General features: G+C 62.4%; 16 protein-coding genes. 6 read left to right on the top strand and 10 right to left on the bottom strand.

The window, feature by feature from the left end; translation table 11 throughout:
- The first annotated feature begins 103 nt into the window (after positions 1-103).
- Positions 104-712: an NAD(P)-dependent oxidoreductase gene (locus BLW80_RS10870; protein ID WP_093757908.1), complete on the top strand. Its 609-nt coding sequence runs from the start codon at positions 104-106 to the stop codon at positions 710-712.
- 109 nt (positions 713-821) lie between these two features.
- Positions 822-1,886, top strand: a complete 1,065-nt coding sequence (locus tag BLW80_RS10865) for an MBL fold metallo-hydrolase (protein WP_170849634.1) — start codon at positions 822-824, stop codon at positions 1,884-1,886.
- 167 nt (positions 1,887-2,053) lie between these two features.
- On the opposite strand, the gene BLW80_RS10860 is transcribed toward BLW80_RS10865, so the two are convergent.
- Both BLW80_RS10860 and BLW80_RS10855 read right to left on the bottom strand, forming a co-directional pair.
- The gene (locus BLW80_RS10860) at positions 2,054-2,767 is read right to left on the bottom strand and encodes an SIMPL domain-containing protein (protein ID WP_093757907.1); all 714 of its coding nucleotides are present in this window, start codon (positions 2,765-2,767) and stop codon (positions 2,054-2,056) included.
- Positions 2,768-2,833: 66 nt separating this feature from the next.
- Positions 2,834-3,574, bottom strand: coding sequence for a GyrI-like domain-containing protein (locus BLW80_RS10855; RefSeq protein ID WP_089266456.1), 741 nt, complete (start codon positions 3,572-3,574; stop codon positions 2,834-2,836).
- A 195-nt stretch (positions 3,575-3,769) separates the two neighbouring features.
- Here BLW80_RS10855 and dapF point away from each other — a divergent pair, with 195 nt between their 5' ends.
- Both dapF and BLW80_RS10845 read left to right on the top strand, forming a co-directional pair.
- A complete protein-coding gene (gene dapF / locus BLW80_RS10850) occupies positions 3,770-4,642 on the top strand; it encodes a diaminopimelate epimerase (RefSeq protein WP_093757906.1) in 873 nt (290 codons plus the stop codon).
- A gap of 151 nt (positions 4,643-4,793) precedes the next feature.
- Positions 4,794-5,486 carry a RhiA family protein gene (locus BLW80_RS10845; RefSeq protein ID WP_093757905.1) on the top strand — a complete coding sequence of 231 codons (693 nt, stop codon included), beginning with the start codon at positions 4,794-4,796 and terminating at the stop codon, positions 5,484-5,486.
- Between the two features lie 44 nt (positions 5,487-5,530).
- On the opposite strand, the gene BLW80_RS10840 is transcribed toward BLW80_RS10845, so the two are convergent.
- Positions 5,531-6,166, bottom strand: coding sequence for an RluA family pseudouridine synthase (locus tag BLW80_RS10840; RefSeq protein ID WP_244528182.1), 636 nt, complete (start codon positions 6,164-6,166; stop codon positions 5,531-5,533).
- Positions 6,167-6,329: 163 nt separating this feature from the next.
- Here BLW80_RS10840 and ftsY point away from each other — a divergent pair, with 163 nt between their 5' ends.
- Together ftsY and BLW80_RS10830 are read left to right on the top strand one after the other, a co-directional pair.
- Positions 6,330-7,274, top strand: a complete 945-nt coding sequence (ftsY, locus tag BLW80_RS10835) for a signal recognition particle-docking protein FtsY (protein WP_093757904.1) — start codon at positions 6,330-6,332, stop codon at positions 7,272-7,274.
- A 13-nt stretch (positions 7,275-7,287) separates the two neighbouring features.
- Positions 7,288-7,887, top strand: coding sequence for a septation protein A (locus BLW80_RS10830; RefSeq protein ID WP_093758216.1), 600 nt, complete (start codon positions 7,288-7,290; stop codon positions 7,885-7,887).
- 167 nt (positions 7,888-8,054) lie between these two features.
- Here the strand turns inward: BLW80_RS10830 and BLW80_RS10825 are convergent, their stop codons facing one another.
- From BLW80_RS10825 to rpsO, 7 genes are all read right to left on the bottom strand, one after another.
- Positions 8,055-8,801, bottom strand: a complete 747-nt coding sequence (locus tag BLW80_RS10825; protein ID WP_089266451.1) for a superoxide dismutase — start codon at positions 8,799-8,801, stop codon at positions 8,055-8,057.
- A gap of 136 nt (positions 8,802-8,937) precedes the next feature.
- Positions 8,938-10,182 (bottom strand): MFS transporter, encoded by a 1,245-nt coding sequence (locus BLW80_RS10820; protein WP_093757903.1) that lies wholly within the window; start codon positions 10,180-10,182, stop codon positions 8,938-8,940.
- On the bottom strand, positions 10,179-10,508 hold the full coding sequence (locus tag BLW80_RS10815) for a hypothetical protein (protein ID WP_089266447.1): 330 nt from the start codon (positions 10,506-10,508) through the stop codon (positions 10,179-10,181). Before BLW80_RS10815 ends, BLW80_RS10820 begins: the two co-directional genes overlap by 4 nt.
- A gap of 1 nt (position 10,509) precedes the next feature.
- Positions 10,510-11,073: an isochorismatase family protein gene (locus tag BLW80_RS10810; RefSeq protein WP_089266445.1), complete on the bottom strand. Its 564-nt coding sequence runs from the start codon at positions 11,071-11,073 to the stop codon at positions 10,510-10,512.
- A gap of 29 nt (positions 11,074-11,102) precedes the next feature.
- On the bottom strand, positions 11,103-11,555 hold the full coding sequence (locus BLW80_RS10805) for a MarR family winged helix-turn-helix transcriptional regulator (RefSeq protein ID WP_093757902.1): 453 nt from the start codon (positions 11,553-11,555) through the stop codon (positions 11,103-11,105).
- A 168-nt stretch (positions 11,556-11,723) separates the two neighbouring features.
- Positions 11,724-13,871: a polyribonucleotide nucleotidyltransferase gene (gene pnp / locus BLW80_RS10800; RefSeq protein ID WP_089266441.1), complete on the bottom strand. Its 2,148-nt coding sequence runs from the start codon at positions 13,869-13,871 to the stop codon at positions 11,724-11,726.
- Between the two features lie 323 nt (positions 13,872-14,194).
- Complete coding sequence (gene rpsO, locus BLW80_RS10790; RefSeq protein ID WP_068734145.1) at positions 14,195-14,464, bottom strand: 30S ribosomal protein S15; 270 nt, start codon at positions 14,462-14,464, stop codon at positions 14,195-14,197.
- Positions 14,465-14,466: the final 2 nt, after the last annotated feature.

Below are 14,466 nucleotides of genomic sequence, written 5' to 3'. Positions count from 1 at the left end.
CGGCGGTCTCCTCGGGGTAACCAGCTAACGCAAAAGTGCCTTCTTCACAGCTACTGCCGAAATGAATAGCAAGTTTCTATTGGTTACCATATGGAGATATCAAATGAAAATCGCCCTGATCGGCGCCACCGGCCGCGCCGGCTCGCAAATTGTCGCTGAACTGTCCCGCCGCGGTCATACCGTCACCGCCATCGCCCGCAACCCGGAGAAAGCCCCTGTTCTGGCCGGGGTGACGCCACTGAAGGCCGACGCCAACGATGTTGCCGGTCTCACTGCCGCCCTGAAGGGCCACGACGTCGCTGTCAGCGCGATCCATTTCCTCGTCAGCGACCCGCACAAGCTGATCGCGGCCGTGAAGGCGGCGGGCGTTCCGCGCTATCTGGTGGTCGGCGGCGCCGGCAGCCTCGAAGTCGCTCCCGGCCTGAAGCTGATCGAGACCCCGGGATTTCCGGCGGAGTACCGGGCCGAGGCCGCGGTAGGCGGCCTGTTCCTCGACATCCTGCGCCACGACAAGGAGCTCAACTGGACCTTCCTGTCGCCCTCGGCCCTGTTCATCCCGGGCGAGCGCACCGGGACATTCCGGCTTGGCGGCGATCAACTGCTCGCCAACGACAAGGGCAGCAGCATTTCCTTTGAGGATTATGCCATCGCCATGGCCGACGAGATCGAGACGCCTGCGCATACGCGCAAGCGGTTCACCGTCGGCTACTGAGCGAACAAAGGATCGGCGCGGGTTGCGGAATCCACTGACAAATTCCATCTGATGCGGGCTGCGCCTCGTTGGGCGCAGCCCGTCGTCCCACCGGATTTGATCCAGCTCCATGATTCTCACCCGCCGCCGCCTTCTGACGTCGCTGGGCGGTCTCGCCGCAGCCGCTGGGCTGTCGGCCTTCTGGGCTTCCCGCATGACCAATTATGACGGCCCCGTCTCCGATCACTTCGACGGCAAGATCTTCTTCGATCCCGACGGCGTGCCGCCCAAGTCGCTCGGCGAAGTGCTGCGGTGGCAATTCGGCGGCGGCCGTACGCGCGAGGTCTGGCCCGACTGGGTCGAGAACGAGTTTGCCGATACGCCGCCGGCCAAGGTCGAGGGTACGGGCGTTCGCTTTAGTTACGTGGGTCACGCGAGCTGGCTGATCCAGACCGCGGGAATCAACATCCTGTTCGACCCGGTGTGGTCCGACCGTGTCTCGCCATTCTCGTTCGCCGGCCCGAAGCGCCACACCGCACCCGGCATCGCGTTCGACAAGCTGCCGAAAATAGACATCGTGCTGGTGTCGCACGGTCATTACGACCATCTCGATCTTCCGACGCTCTCAAAGCTCGCCGCAAAATTTGCGCCGCGCGTGATCACGCCGCTCGGCAATGACGTCACCATGAAGAGCGCCGACAGCGCGATCAAGGCCGAGGCCTATGACTGGACAGATCGCGTCGAGCTCGGCAACGGTCTCGCGGTCACGCTGGTGCCGACGCGACACTGGACGGCGCGCGGTCTGTTCGATCGCAACAAGTCGCTGTGGGCGAGCTTCGTGCTGGAGACGCCGGCGGGCAAGATCTACATCGTCGGTGATTCCGGTTATGGCGACGGCCTCCACTTCCGCCGCGTGCGCGAAGCCCATGGTGCTATCAGGCTCGCGATCCTGCCGATCGGCGCCTATGAGCCACGCTGGTTCATGAAGGACCAGCACATGAATCCGGAAGACGCCGTGAAAGCCTTTGGCGATTGCGGCGCGCAGCAGGCGCTAGCCAGCCATCACAGCACATTCCAGCTCACCGATGAAGCGATCGACGGACCGGTGCAAGGATTGGCTGCCGCATGCACCGCGGCGGAATTGCCCAGTGAGAAGTTTATGGCGCTTAAGCCGGGACAGGTGGTGGAGATTTAAGGAGAGCACGAACTCTCAGTCGTCATGCCCGACCAGCGCGAAGCGAGCTTCGCTAGATGTGCCGGGCATCCAGGTCTTTAGCGAAGACTGAAGACTAAGACATGGATGGCCGGGACATCTGGCGAAGCCGCGCTTCGCGCTTTGCCCGGCCATGACCGAGTTTGTAGTTACTGCGCCGGCTTGATTTCCCAGCTCACGCTGACATTCACGCGCAGCACTTCCTCGCCTTGCGCCACCGGAGCCGATGCCACATCGGCGCCCATCTTGCGCAACATCATTGGCGCTGGCGCGCTGCCGGAGTCCTCGGAGATGCTGATCGGCGCGCCGAGCTTGACGCCGGCAGCCTTGGCGTAAATCTCTGCCTTGCGCCGCGCATCCGCAATCGCGTCGCTGCGCGCATCGTCGAGAAGTTGCGACGCCTTGGTCACCATGAAATTGATGCCGCCAACCTCATTGGCGCCCGACGACACCAGCGCGTCGATGGTGCCGGCGACCTTGGTCACGTCGCGTACGCGGATGGTGACGCGGTTGCTCGCACGATAGCCCGAGATGACGTTGGGGCCAGGATTGGGATTGGGACGGGTCTGCTGCGCATATTGCGGAAACAGCGACAACCGCGACGTCTGCATGTCCTTCTCGGCGATACCCGCGCTTTTCAGGGCCGCCAGCACCTTGGCCATCGCGGTATTGTTGGCCTCGGCGGCCTCGCGTGCCGTCTTGGCATCAGTCGTGACACCGCCATCGACGACAGCAAGATCCGGCGGCACCGAGACGGTGCCTTCGCCGGAGACGGAAATCACCGGCGGTGGATTGACCTGCGCGAGCGCAGGAGTGGCGATGAGCGCAATGGCCAGCGAAGCGAGAGCGAAATGATTTGTCATGCCCATTCTCTCGCGACCGTCCAAGGCTTCTTTATGACCAGAGGCTATGACAGAGCTACGGCTCGGCTACTTGAGCGGCACATAGACATTGATGACCAGCTTGTCTTCTGCCGTCTTCAAGGGATCGGTCATGTATTCCTCGATGAACGTGTCTTTCGCCTCTAACTTCTTGTCATCGAGGTGATTGGTGATCGCCTCATAGGTGTTGTCCATATTGTCGTAGGAGCCGCGATGGACGAACTTCAGCGCCTTACCATCCGGTGACAGGCCCATCTTCATCGCCTTCGGCAGGTTCTTCACCTCCTGATCGACCGGGATTTCCGCGAGGAAGGTGAAGCCGGTGTCGTCGGTGGTCGTATAGACGATCATCGGATTGCCGGATGATTTGACGCCCTGTTTGTCGAGCACGGTCGTGATCTGCTTGAACGCATCCATCAGCGTATCGAAGGCCGAATCCCAATTGGCCTTGCCGACGAACGTCACCATCTGCTTCGGCGACAGCGTGATTTCCTCGCCGAACGGATCGGCAACCTGGACCTGAGGCGCGGGTGGCGTTGCAGGGGCCTGCGCCGCGGCGGGCGGCGTTGCCGGCGCGGCGGGGGCCGGCGTCTCCGGTGTGGCGGGAGCGGGTGTGGCGGGAGCCGTTGCCGCCGGAGCTGGTGTCGCCGGCGCGGGCGGGGTGGCCGGGGAGCTTGCCGCTGGCGGCGTGGCAGGCGGAGATTGTGCCCAGGCCGCGGCGTTCAGCGTCAGCGCGGCTGCCGGGATCAGCGCCGCAGTGGCGAGGCGGGACAGGCGAGAACGGGTCATTCGAAGGGTCTCCAGTGACATCCTGCAGCGCAGCGTCCGGCAACATGCGCGATACGGCACCATGGTAACACGCAGCCGCAGCTTTCGTCCCCTCCCCAAATTGCGCAGGGCCATTCAAAACAGCCGACACAGAATCGCCGCACTGGCCAATCTGCCCGGCCTCGCCATATAAGGCTGAGATCAACGGGACCGAGCATGAGCGCACTGGCCAACCATTCCTTCGCCAAGATGAACGGCATCGGCAACGAGATCGTCGTGATCGACCTGCGCGATACGGCATCCGGTATCACGCCTGCCGACGCCCGGGCCGTGGCCACCCCCGAAGGGGTGCCCTATGACCAGTTGATGGTGCTGCAGAAGCCCCGGCTGGCCGGCACTGACGCGTTCGTCTCGATCTACAACAATGACGGCTCCGAGGCGGGCGCTTGCGGCAACGGCATGCGTTGCGTGGCGCGGCAGACCTTTGCCGGCGGCGACAAGACGGCACTCACATTCGAGACCAAGGCCGGCCTGATCAATTGCTGGCAAGGCCCGACGCCGGATCTCTACACGGTGGACATGGGCACGCCGAAGTTCGGCTGGCAGGACATTCCGCTGGCCGAGGAATTCCGTGACACCCGCGGCATCGAGCTGCAGATCGGCCCGATCGACGCGCCAATCCTGCACACCCCGTCAGTGGTCTCGATGGGCAACCCTCATGCCATCTTCTGGGTGGACGACATCCAGGCCTATGACCTCGAGAAGTTCGGCCCGCTCTTAGAAAACCACCCGATTTTCCCGGACCGCGCCAATATCACGCTGGCCCATATCGTCGATCGCGATCACATCGTGATGCGCACCTGGGAGCGCGGCGCCGGCCTCACCAAGGCTTGTGGCTCCGCGGCTTGCGCAACCGCTGTTGCCGCCGCTCGCCTGCGCCGGACCAATCGCACTGTGCATATGACGCTGCCCGGCGGTGAACTCACCATCGAATGGCGCGAGAGCGACGACCACGTGCTGATGACGGGGCCGGCCGCGTTTGAATATGAGGGCACGTTCGATCCGAAGCTGTTCGCTTCGGTTGCCTGAAACAAGCTTCGCGTCCCAGGGCAATCGATCTGTTCGTGAGCTACGCATCCATCGCCCACATTGTTTTAGACAGACGCCCCTTTCATTCAACCCATGGTTGCGATATATTAATCCTACGCGCCATCGCAACGGTGCGCGATGGAGGTGGGGCATGCCGTCAGTCGTCCGCATCAATTTCGCAGACCACAGAAATGGCGAGCCCGGTGCGACGGCTGCATCGGCCATTGCGGGTGGCCTGCCGGTTTACGAACTGAAATTTTTCAATAACAGCGCTTCAACACAGACATTCGTCTGCTTTCAATCCAGCCAGAACGCGCCTTCCGGGCTTGTCCCTGCCTGGTTCGTCATGCGGGTCGGCCCGAGGACGGAGCTGATCTTTTCCTGGCAGCCGAGCTATGATTTCGTCTGGATGGAGAGCGGCAAGCTCGCGCCGGGTATTGCATTCGCCGCGGTAGAGGTCCTGCCGGCGACACTGCCAGCCAGCAGCCTCGTCACATTGACCTATGGCAGCGAGGCCTTTGGCTTCATCGACCAGCGGCAGGGGCAAAACGACTCCCTGATGATCACATGCGACGGAACGATCCCGATGGACACGGCAAACGTCGGCATTGGCATGGCCGGATCAGCGACCGAGGTGATGCAGGCCGCGCCGAACATGACATTTACGTTCACGTCGACGGCGAGATACTGGATGACGCTCGCTGATGTCGTGCAGGGCGAAATCTTCGATCCGTCCAAGCTGGCGGTCGTCGTGCCATTGGTTTTCGAACCGAACATGTGTGCACTCACCGTCACGTTAAACCCCGATGGCACGGTGACAGTTCAGAACGGCGCTGCCGCGTGAGCGTGGCCTGTTATAGCGCGGGTGCTGCGCGCTATCCCGACGCGTTACTCCCCGTTCCAGCCGCACTCCTTCAGCCGCTCATGCAGATGCGGCGGGGCCGGCGCGACGACACGAATCGGGTCCTTGTTGCGCGAAATCGGGATCACGATCTCCCGGGCATGCAGATGCAGTGTCGGCTCGCCGAAGCGTGGCCCGTTGCCGTAGATATTGTCGCCGACAATCGGAAATCCGGATGACGCAGAGTGCACGCGGAGCTGATGCGTGCGACCCGTCACCGGCTCCAGCGCCAGCCAGCTCATGCCACCGCCGCGGCCGAGCACGGTGAAATTCGAGACGGCCTTGAGACCCTCGGGATCCGGCTTCATCCACCAGCCCCGATCGGCATTGAGCCGCCCGAGCGGCATGTCGATGACGCCCGACTCCTCGGCGGGCCCGCCCTCGACCACCGCCCAATAGGTCTTGCGGATGCGGCTGTGCTTGAACAGCAGGCCCAGCGACGCTGTCGCCTTGCGGTGCCGGCCGAGCACCAGGCAGCCTGAGGTGTCGCGATCCAGCCGATGTGCCAGAACAGGTGCACGCGGCAGGCCATAGCGCAGGAATTCGAACGATGTTTCCAGATTGGCGCCGCCCTTGGGGCCGCGATGCACCGGCAGGCCGGCTGGCTTGTCGATCACCAGCATCAGGCCGTCACGGTGCAGCACCCGCGCCAGAATCTCGGCCTCGGTCAGCTCCACCGCATCGGTGCGGGGTTCCAGCCGGGGCTCGGCCTCCAAGCTTACGTCTTCGTCACTTTCACTGGTCATACTTTGAATCATGGCGCGAAACGGCTAACACACCCCCGACATGAGCGACACTCCCGAAACGCCAAAACTGAGCTGGTGGCGACGGCTCTCCGGCGGGCTGAAGCGCACCTCGAGCGCCCTCGGCACCGCGGTCGCCGACCTCGTGACCAAGCGCAAGCTCGACCGCGCCATGCTCGAGGATATCGAGGACGTGCTGCTGCGCGCCGATCTGGGTACCGACGTGGCGGCGCGGATTTCCGCCGCCGTCGGCCATGGCCGCTATGACAAGGCGATCTCGGCCGACGAGGTCAAAACCGTTGTGGCCACCGAGGTCGAGAAAGTGCTCTCGGCGGTCGCCAAGCCGTTGGTGATCGATACTTCGCACAAGCCGTTCGTGATCCTCGTGGTCGGCGTCAACGGTTCCGGCAAGACCACCACCATCGGCAAACTGGCGTCCACCTTCTCCGCCGAAGGCCGCAAGGTGATGCTCGCCGCCGGCGATACGTTTCGCGCGGCAGCCATCGAGCAGCTCAAGGTCTGGGGCGAGCGCAACAAGGTGCCGGTCATCGCCGGTGCGCAGGGTTCGGATTCCGCGAGCCTCGCTTTCACCGCCGTCACCGCGGCGCGCGACGACAAACGCGACGTGCTGCTGATCGACACCGCCGGCCGCCTGCAGAACAAGACCGAACTCATGGTCGAGCTCGAGAAGGTCGTGCGCGTCATCAAGAAGGTCGATGCCTCGGCGCCCCATGCGGTGCTGCTGGTCCTCGATGCCACAGTGGGACAAAACGCGCTGTCGCAAGTCGAAGCGTTTCATCGTACGGCTGGCGTCACCGGCCTTGTGATGACCAAGCTCGACGGCACCGCGCGCGGCGGCATCCTCGTGGCACTGTCGGAAAAGTACAAACTGCCGGTGCATTTCATCGGCGTCGGCGAAGGCATCGACGATCTCGCGCCATTCACCGCCAGGGATTTCGCGCAGGCGATTGCAGGAATTGAAAGCTGACATGACTGACGTGATCGACAAGAAGCAGCCGCACCCGCTATTCAAGCTCGCCACCGAGCTCGGCCCGCTGATCGTGTTTTTCGTCGCCAATGCGAAGTTCAACCTGTTCGTCGCCACCGGCGCTTTCATGGTGGCGATCGTCGCGGCGATGATCGCGTCCTATGTCGTGGTCAGGCATGTGCCGATTATGGCGCTTGTCACCGCCGTCATCGTGCTGGTGTTCGGCACGCTGACGCTAGTGCTGCATGACGAGACCTTCATCAAGGTCAAGCCGACCATCATCTATGGCCTGTTCGCAGCGATCCTCGGCGGCGGCCTGTTGTTCGGCCGATCCTTCATCGCCATCATGTTCGACCAGATGTTCAATCTCACACACGAAGGCTGGCGTGCGCTGACGAAGCGCTGGGCGCTGTTCTTCTTCGCCATGGCGCTTCTGAACGAAGCGATCTGGCGCACCCAGAGCACGGATTTCTGGGTAGCCTTCAAGGCGTTCGGCGTGATCCCGCTGACCATGGTCTTCGCGGTGGCGCAGATGCCGCTGATCAAGCGCTACGGCATCGAGCCGGCTACGCTCGCGGAGAGCACGGCGGACGAAGGTGATCTGAGGAAGTAGAAACGGCTCTTACTTAAGCTCGCCCCGCTTGCGGGGAGAGGTCGGGTTGCGAGCGCAGCGAGTAATCCGGGTGAGGGGGAGCCAGTGTTTCACTCGCTAGCTCCCCCTCACCCGTCGCGGACTTCGTCCGCGCCACCCTCTCCCCGCAAGCGGGGAGAAGGAAAACACTACACCGCCAGCGTGCCGGCCTTTGCCGCCGCATAGCGCTCGCCGACCTTGGTCCAGTTGACCGTATTCCACCACGCCTTGAGATAATCAGCGCGACGGTTCTGGTAGGTCAGATAATAAGCATGCTCCCAGACGTCGTTGCCCATCAGCGCGCGCTTGCCGTCCATGATCGGATTGTCCTGATTCGGACGCGTCTCGATCGACAGCTTGCCGTCCTTGTCGACGATCACGAACACCCAGCCAGAACCGAACTGACGGCCGCCGGCGGCGTTGAAATCGGTCTGGAATTTCTCGAGGCCGCCGAGGTCGCGATCGATCGCCGCGAGCACATCGCCTTCCGGCTTGCCGCCATTCGGGCCCATGATCTGCCAGAACATGGTGTGGTTGGCATGGCCGCCGAGATTGTTGCGCACGCCGGTGCGGATCGCGTCAGGCACGCTGTTGAGATTGCCGAGCACCTCGACCAGCGGCTTCTCGCCGATCACCGGGGTATCCTTGGCAAAATTGTTCATGTTGGCAACGTAGGCGGCGTGATGCCTGTCGTGATGGATCTCCATCGTCTTGGCATCGATATGCGGTTCAAACGCCGTGACCGGATAGGTCAGCGGCGGCAGGATGAATGGCGCATTGCCGGCAGTAGGGGTGGCCGGCGCAGCCGCCTGGGCGAAAGCAAGACGGGGCGCGACGACCGCGGCAGCGATGCCGGTCGCAGCGAGCATGAGATGGCGTCGGGACATCGATGACATGGGGCTTCTCCCTTGAATATGGACTGCTACGTCTGGCAAATACGCACCGCATCTCTGGCAGTTTTGTGTGCGGGCATTGTGACGCAGCGCGACATAGCACATCACAGGTCTGAGATACCGTCTCACATGGGGCGAATCAGGATCCACCGGGCCGGACGCTGCGTTGGCCGTCGCGGTGCTTCAGGAGATAATGCAGGCCGACCAGGGCCGCAGCCATTCCCGAGATCGCGCCGATGGCTAGCGCCCAGCGCGGACCGAATCGATCAGCGGCCCAGCCGACAATCGGCGCACCGATCGGCGTACCACCAAGTGCAATGGCCAGCAGGATCGCCATCACGCGACCACGCATGGCCGGCTCGGTCGAGAGCTGCACCAGGCTGCTGGTCGAGGTGGTCACGGTTTGAGCTGCGATACCGATGACAATCAGCGTGAGACCGAACAACCAGTAACTCGGCATCGCGGCGGCGAGGACGAAGCCTGCACCAAACACAGCGGTACCGACGATCAGAAGACTGAGGCGCGGCCTGTCGCGCCGCGCCGCCAGCAGCGAACCGATCACCGACCCGACCGCCATGATCGATGTCAGGACGCCATACTGGCCGGCGCCGGCATGAAAGGCCGTGACCGACATGGTCGAGATGAAAATCGGAAAGTTCAAACCGAAGGTGCCGATCAGGAACAGCATCAGCAGGATGGCTTTCAGGTCCGGCCGTTTCCAGACATAGCGAAAGCCTTCGACCAGACTGCCGCGGCCACCTGCAGAACGCTGCGCCGGATACATCTCATCGGCGCGCAGAAGCATGAGGGAGCCAAGCACCGCCATGAACGAGACCGCATTGAGAATGAACACCCATCCGGAGCCGACATGGGCAATCAAGAGGCCAGCAACCGCCGGACCGATCATCCGCGCCGCGTTGAACGAGGTCGAGTTGAGCGCGACGGCATTCGACAGATCGGCCTCGATGACCAGTTCGGAGACGAAGGTCTGCCGTGCCGGAAAATCGAAGGCCGCAACACAGCCGAGCAGGAACGCGAACACATAGACATGCCAGAGCTGCACGTGACCGCTGAGGAGAAGGAGTCCCAGCCCAAGCGCCAGCAGCCCCATCGCCACCTGCGTCGCGATCAGCAGCTTGCGGCGATCCAGATGATCGGCGGCATAGCCCGTGAATGGCAACAGCAGAAGCATCGGCCCGAACTGCAGCGCCATCACGATGCCGACCGCGGTGGCGTTGTTGTCGGTGAGTTGCGTGAGCACCACCCAGTCCTGCGTGGTGCGCTGCATCCACGAGCCAATATTCGACACCAGCGCACCACCTGCCCAGACGCGATAGTTGAAACCGCGCAGCGAGCGGAACGTACCGGTGGCCGATATACTCATGAACCGAGCGGTGTGTTGCCGCCGTGAAGGCGCCCGAACAGCCGCGCCGTAAAGATCGCCATCAGCAGAGCGCCAAGACCGAAAGCGGTGACATCGATCGTGGAATGCAGATCGAAATCGCCCACGCGGACGACGAGAAGATAGCCGATCACCAGATTGACGAAGCCCCAGATCACATTGACCGTCGAGGACGACAGTCCCTTGCCCGGCGGCTTCGCGAACGGACTTTGAAACGGCCGGCCGGATACGCCGCTCACGAGGTGCGGGATCACATTGATGAGGAAAGCGCCACCGAAGAACCAGGCGAGATAATGAAGCCAAAGCATCTCACGCACTCCGTTTGTCGAGCAGGTTGATGACGTCCTGCGTGGTGCCGGTCTCACCGAGACGGGGGAAGACGTTGGCGATGCTGCAATCATGCGCTTCGGCGCGCATATCCGTCATCGCATCGACGGCGAGCGTGACGTTGAAGCCCGCTTCATAGGCTTGGCGCGCAGTGGCTTCGACACCGGTTCCCGTCGCAACACCGGCGATGACGACTTGCGTGACACCGCGCGACTTCAGTTGCTGTTGGAGATCGGTCGTGGCGAACGCGCCCCAGCTGTGCTTGGTCACGGTGATATCGCGGGGTTGCTGATCTAGTTCAGGGATGAGATCGGTCCAGTCCTCGGCAAGCGGCACCGATCGGCGCAGCTGTTCGGTGCGGCCCGGCGCACCGCCGGCCACGTTGACGAGCACGACCGGCAATTCGCGGACGCGAAACGCGTCGAGCAGCACACGTGTCTGCTTCACGACGTCCCCGATCGGATGCACCGTCGGCAGCGCGACGATGCCTTGCTGCAGATCGACGACAATAAGTGCGGTGTTCGGATCGAGCATGGTGAGGGCCATGGAGCTCTCCTTTGAATGCGACGGCGCGATCAGGCGTCGACGATGCGCTTGAGCAACCCGATGCTGCCGGCGAGCTGATCCTGCTCCACGGCGGTCAGGGTTTTCTGGATGGCGTGGAACAGCCAGTCCTCACGGGCGGCGCGACCGACACGGATCCATTCCTTACAGGCGGGGGTGAGCGCCCAAATGGTCTGGCGACCGTCATTCGGATCGGGGGTGCCGCTGACCAGCCCGGTGGTCTCCAGCGCTGCCACCGTGGCGCCCATGGATTGCGGCCGCACGCCCTCGGCGCGAGCAAGGTGGGTCACCGTCGCCGGGCCGTCGCGATCCAGCCGGCTCAGCACCGCCACCTGGGACATCGTCAGGTCGCCGATGCCGGCCTTTTCACGCAATCTGCGCTTCACCTGACCGATCAGGTCGCGAATCTCGGTCGCCAATGCCAGCGCCCGGGCATCTTCGGGGTTGTCATGATGGTCCGTCATAACCTCGGACTACAGGATACGAAGGAAAACTACAAAGGAAAGCTTCATATCTTTCGATCACATCGCCGTGTCGTTTCAAACCTCGCAGTGATGGGGGCAGGTGTCTTGCCGCTAAACAAAAAGGGCGGCCTTTCGGCCGCCCTTTCGTACTTCGCAATGTCGCGAAAATTACTCCGCTGCAGTCGCGCCTTCGGCAGCCTTCTGCTTGGCTTCGAGATCTTCACCGGTCTCCTGATCGACAGCCTTCATCGACAAACGCGTCTTGCCGCGATCGTCGAAGCCGAGCAGCTTGACCTTGACCTTGTCGCCTTCCTTGACGACGTCGGAGGTCTTCTGCACGCGGCCGCCGGCGAGCTGGCTGATGTGAACCAGACCGTCCTTGGCGCCGAAGAAGTTCACGAATGCACCGAACTCCATGACCTTGACCACGGTGCCTTCATAGATCGCGTTGAGCTCCGGATCCGAAGCGATCGACTTGATCCACTTGATCGCAGCCTTGATCGACTCACCATCCGACGAAGCCACCTTCACGGTGCCGTCGTCTTCGATATTGACCTTGGCGCCGGTCTTTTCGACGATCTCACGGATCACCTTGCCGCCGGTGCCGATCACTTCACGGATCTTGTCGGTGGCGATCTTGAAGGTTTCGATGCGCGGCGCGTATTCGCCGAGCTCGGCACGGGCGTTGTTGAGCGCCTTCGACATCTCACCGAGAATGTGAATGCGGCCTTCCTTGGCCTGACCCAGAGCGACCTTCATGATCTCTTCGGTGATACCGGCGATCTTGATGTCCATCTGCAGCGAGGTGATGCCGGTATCGGTACCAGCCACCTTGAAGTCCATGTCGCCGAGGTGATCTTCATCACCCAGGATGTCCGACAGAACCGCGTAGCGTGCGCCTTCGAGGATCAGGCCCATGGCAATACCCGCCGTTGGACGCTTCATCGGAACGCCCGCATCCATCAGCGCCAGCGAAGCACCGCAAACCGATGCCATCGACGACGAACCGTTGGACTCGGTGATCTCCGACACCACGCGCACGGTGTACGGGAATTCGTGGTGACCCGGCAGAACCGGATGGATTGCGCGCCAGGCGAGCTTGCCGTGGCCGATTTCGCGACGCTTGGTGCCGCCCATACGACCGGTCTCGCCGACCGAGTAGGGAGGGAAGTTGTAGTGCAGCAGGAACGTCTCTTTGTACGTTCCCGACAGCGAGTCGATGTACTGCTCGTCTTCACCGGTGCCGAGCGTGGTCACGACCAGCGCCTGGGTTTCACCGCGGGTGAACAGCGCCGAACCGTGGGCGCGCGGCAGCACGCCAACTTCGGCGACGATCGGACGAACCGTCGTCAGGTCGCGGCCGTCGATGCGCTTCTTGGTGTCGAGGATGTTCCAGCGAACGATCTTCGATTCCAGTTCCTTGAACACGCCGGCGATGCGGAGCTTGTCGTATTTCGGCTCCTGACCTTCCGGGAAGTAGTGCGCCATCGCCTTCGCCTTGACGGCACCGACGGCGGCGTAGCGGTCCTGCTTCACAGGGATCGCGTAAGCAGCGCGCAGCTCGGTTTCGACGAGACCGAGCATTTCCTTCTCGATTTCGCTGTCATCGATGGTCTTGACCTCGCGCGGCTCCTTGGCGGCCTTCTCGGCGAGCTCGATGATCGCCTTGATGACCGGCTGGAAGTGGCGGTGACCGAACATCACGGCGCCGAGCATCACGTCTTCGTTGAGCTCCTTGGCTTCCGATTCCACCATCAGCACGGCATCGCCGGTGCCGGCGACGACGAGGTCGAGATTGGTGTCGGCCATTTCGTCGAGGGTCGGGTTGAGGACGTATTCATCATTGATGAAGCCGACGCGGGCTGCACCGATCGGGCCCTGGAACGGGGCGCCGGAAATCGTCAGGGCAGCCGAGGTGGCGACCAGCGCGAGAATGTCCGGATCGTTTTCCATGTCGTGCGACAGCACGGTGACGACGATCTGGGTTTCGTTGCGCCAGCCATCGACAAACAGCGGGCGGATCGGGCGATCGATCAGGCGGGAGACCAGCGTCTCCTTCTCGGTCGGGCGACCTTCGCGCTTGAAGTAGCCGCCGGGAATGCGGCCGGCTGCATAGGTCTTCTCGATGTAGTCGACGGTCAGCGGCAGGAAGTCGATGCCATCCTTGGCAGTCTTCGCGGCGACGACGGTGGCGATAACGACGGTCTCGCCATAGGTGGCGATGACGGCGCCGTCAGCCTGACGGGCAACCTTGCCGGTTTCCAGCTTGAGCGGACGACCGCCCCAATCGATCTCGACGGAGTGAACATTAAACATCTTAGGTTTCTTTCATGGGTTCACGGAGGACGTGACGGCCAAAAACACTGAAGTCCAAAACACAAAAGCCATGCGCAAGACGGCAAGAAGCTGTTCGCGATGTCGCGAAATCAGCGTCCGGCGATCCTGCCATGGCTCTGGTATTCTGAATGGCGTCCATCCTTCCGATGGTCGCGGGGATCTTTGGAGGATCGCGCCGCGCGACGGGCACCTTGCCCGTCATCGTCCAGTTGCCGGATTGCTTCTGAACGTTATCGCGAAAGCCGCACATGGCTTCCGCTACAAAAAACGCGCGCAAAGGGTTTTTGCGCGCGTGATTTCGCTTAGCGGCGAATGTTGTGCTTCTCGAGCAGCGCCTTGTAGCGCGCCTCGTCCTTGCGCTTGATGTAGTCAAGCAGCGAACGACGCGTGGAGACGAGCTTCAAAAGACCACGGCGGGAATGGTTGTCCTTGGTGTGGGTCTTGAAGTGTCCGGTCAGGTTGGCAATGCGCTCGGAGAGGATCGCAACCTGGACTTCCGGCGAACCAGTGTCGCCGGTCTTGTTGGCATTGGTCTTGATGACTTCCGCTTTGCGTTCTGCGGTAATCGACATCG

The sequence above is a fragment of the Tardiphaga sp. OK245 genome (assembly GCF_900108575.1).
GTDB classification, from domain to species: Bacteria; Pseudomonadota; Alphaproteobacteria; order Rhizobiales; family Xanthobacteraceae; genus Tardiphaga; species Tardiphaga robiniae.
Note: the sequence above shows the minus strand (reverse complement) of the source record. Positions and strands in the feature narration are given on the sequence as shown.

What these genes read in the sequence shown, in the direction of transcription:
- BLW80_RS10820 (WP_093757903.1), bottom strand. Translation starts at nt 10,182, where the DNA reads ATGAGTATATCGGCCACCGGTACGTTCCGCTCGCTGCGCGGTTTCAAC.
- BLW80_RS10870 (WP_093757908.1), top strand. Translation starts at nt 104, where the DNA reads ATGAAAATCGCCCTGATCGGCGCCACCGGCCGCGCCGGCTCGCAAATT.
- rpsO (WP_068734145.1), bottom strand. Translation starts at nt 14,464, where the DNA reads ATGTCGATTACCGCAGAACGCAAAGCGGAAGTCATCAAGACCAATGCC.
- BLW80_RS10810 (WP_089266445.1), bottom strand. Translation starts at nt 11,073, where the DNA reads ATGGCCCTCACCATGCTCGATCCGAACACCGCACTTATTGTCGTCGAT.
- BLW80_RS10825 (WP_089266451.1), bottom strand. Translation starts at nt 8,801, where the DNA reads ATGTCATCGATGTCCCGACGCCATCTCATGCTCGCTGCGACCGGCATC.
- BLW80_RS10860 (WP_093757907.1), bottom strand. Translation starts at nt 2,767, where the DNA reads ATGACAAATCATTTCGCTCTCGCTTCGCTGGCCATTGCGCTCATCGCC.
- BLW80_RS10815 (WP_089266447.1), bottom strand. Translation starts at nt 10,508, where the DNA reads ATGCTTTGGCTTCATTATCTCGCCTGGTTCTTCGGTGGCGCTTTCCTC.
- BLW80_RS10855 (WP_089266456.1), bottom strand. Translation starts at nt 3,574, where the DNA reads ATGACCCGTTCTCGCCTGTCCCGCCTCGCCACTGCGGCGCTGATCCCG.
- dapF (WP_093757906.1), top strand. Translation starts at nt 3,770, where the DNA reads ATGAGCGCACTGGCCAACCATTCCTTCGCCAAGATGAACGGCATCGGC.
- BLW80_RS10805 (WP_093757902.1), bottom strand. Translation starts at nt 11,555, where the DNA reads ATGACGGACCATCATGACAACCCCGAAGATGCCCGGGCGCTGGCATTG.
- BLW80_RS10840 (WP_244528182.1), bottom strand. Translation starts at nt 6,166, where the DNA reads ATGCTGGTGATCGACAAGCCAGCCGGCCTGCCGGTGCATCGCGGCCCC.
- BLW80_RS10845 (WP_093757905.1), top strand. Translation starts at nt 4,794, where the DNA reads ATGCCGTCAGTCGTCCGCATCAATTTCGCAGACCACAGAAATGGCGAG.
- BLW80_RS10865 (WP_170849634.1), top strand. Translation starts at nt 822, where the DNA reads ATGATTCTCACCCGCCGCCGCCTTCTGACGTCGCTGGGCGGTCTCGCC.
- pnp (WP_089266441.1), bottom strand. Translation starts at nt 13,871, where the DNA reads ATGTTTAATGTTCACTCCGTCGAGATCGATTGGGGCGGTCGTCCGCTC.
- ftsY (WP_093757904.1), top strand. Translation starts at nt 6,330, where the DNA reads ATGAGCGACACTCCCGAAACGCCAAAACTGAGCTGGTGGCGACGGCTC.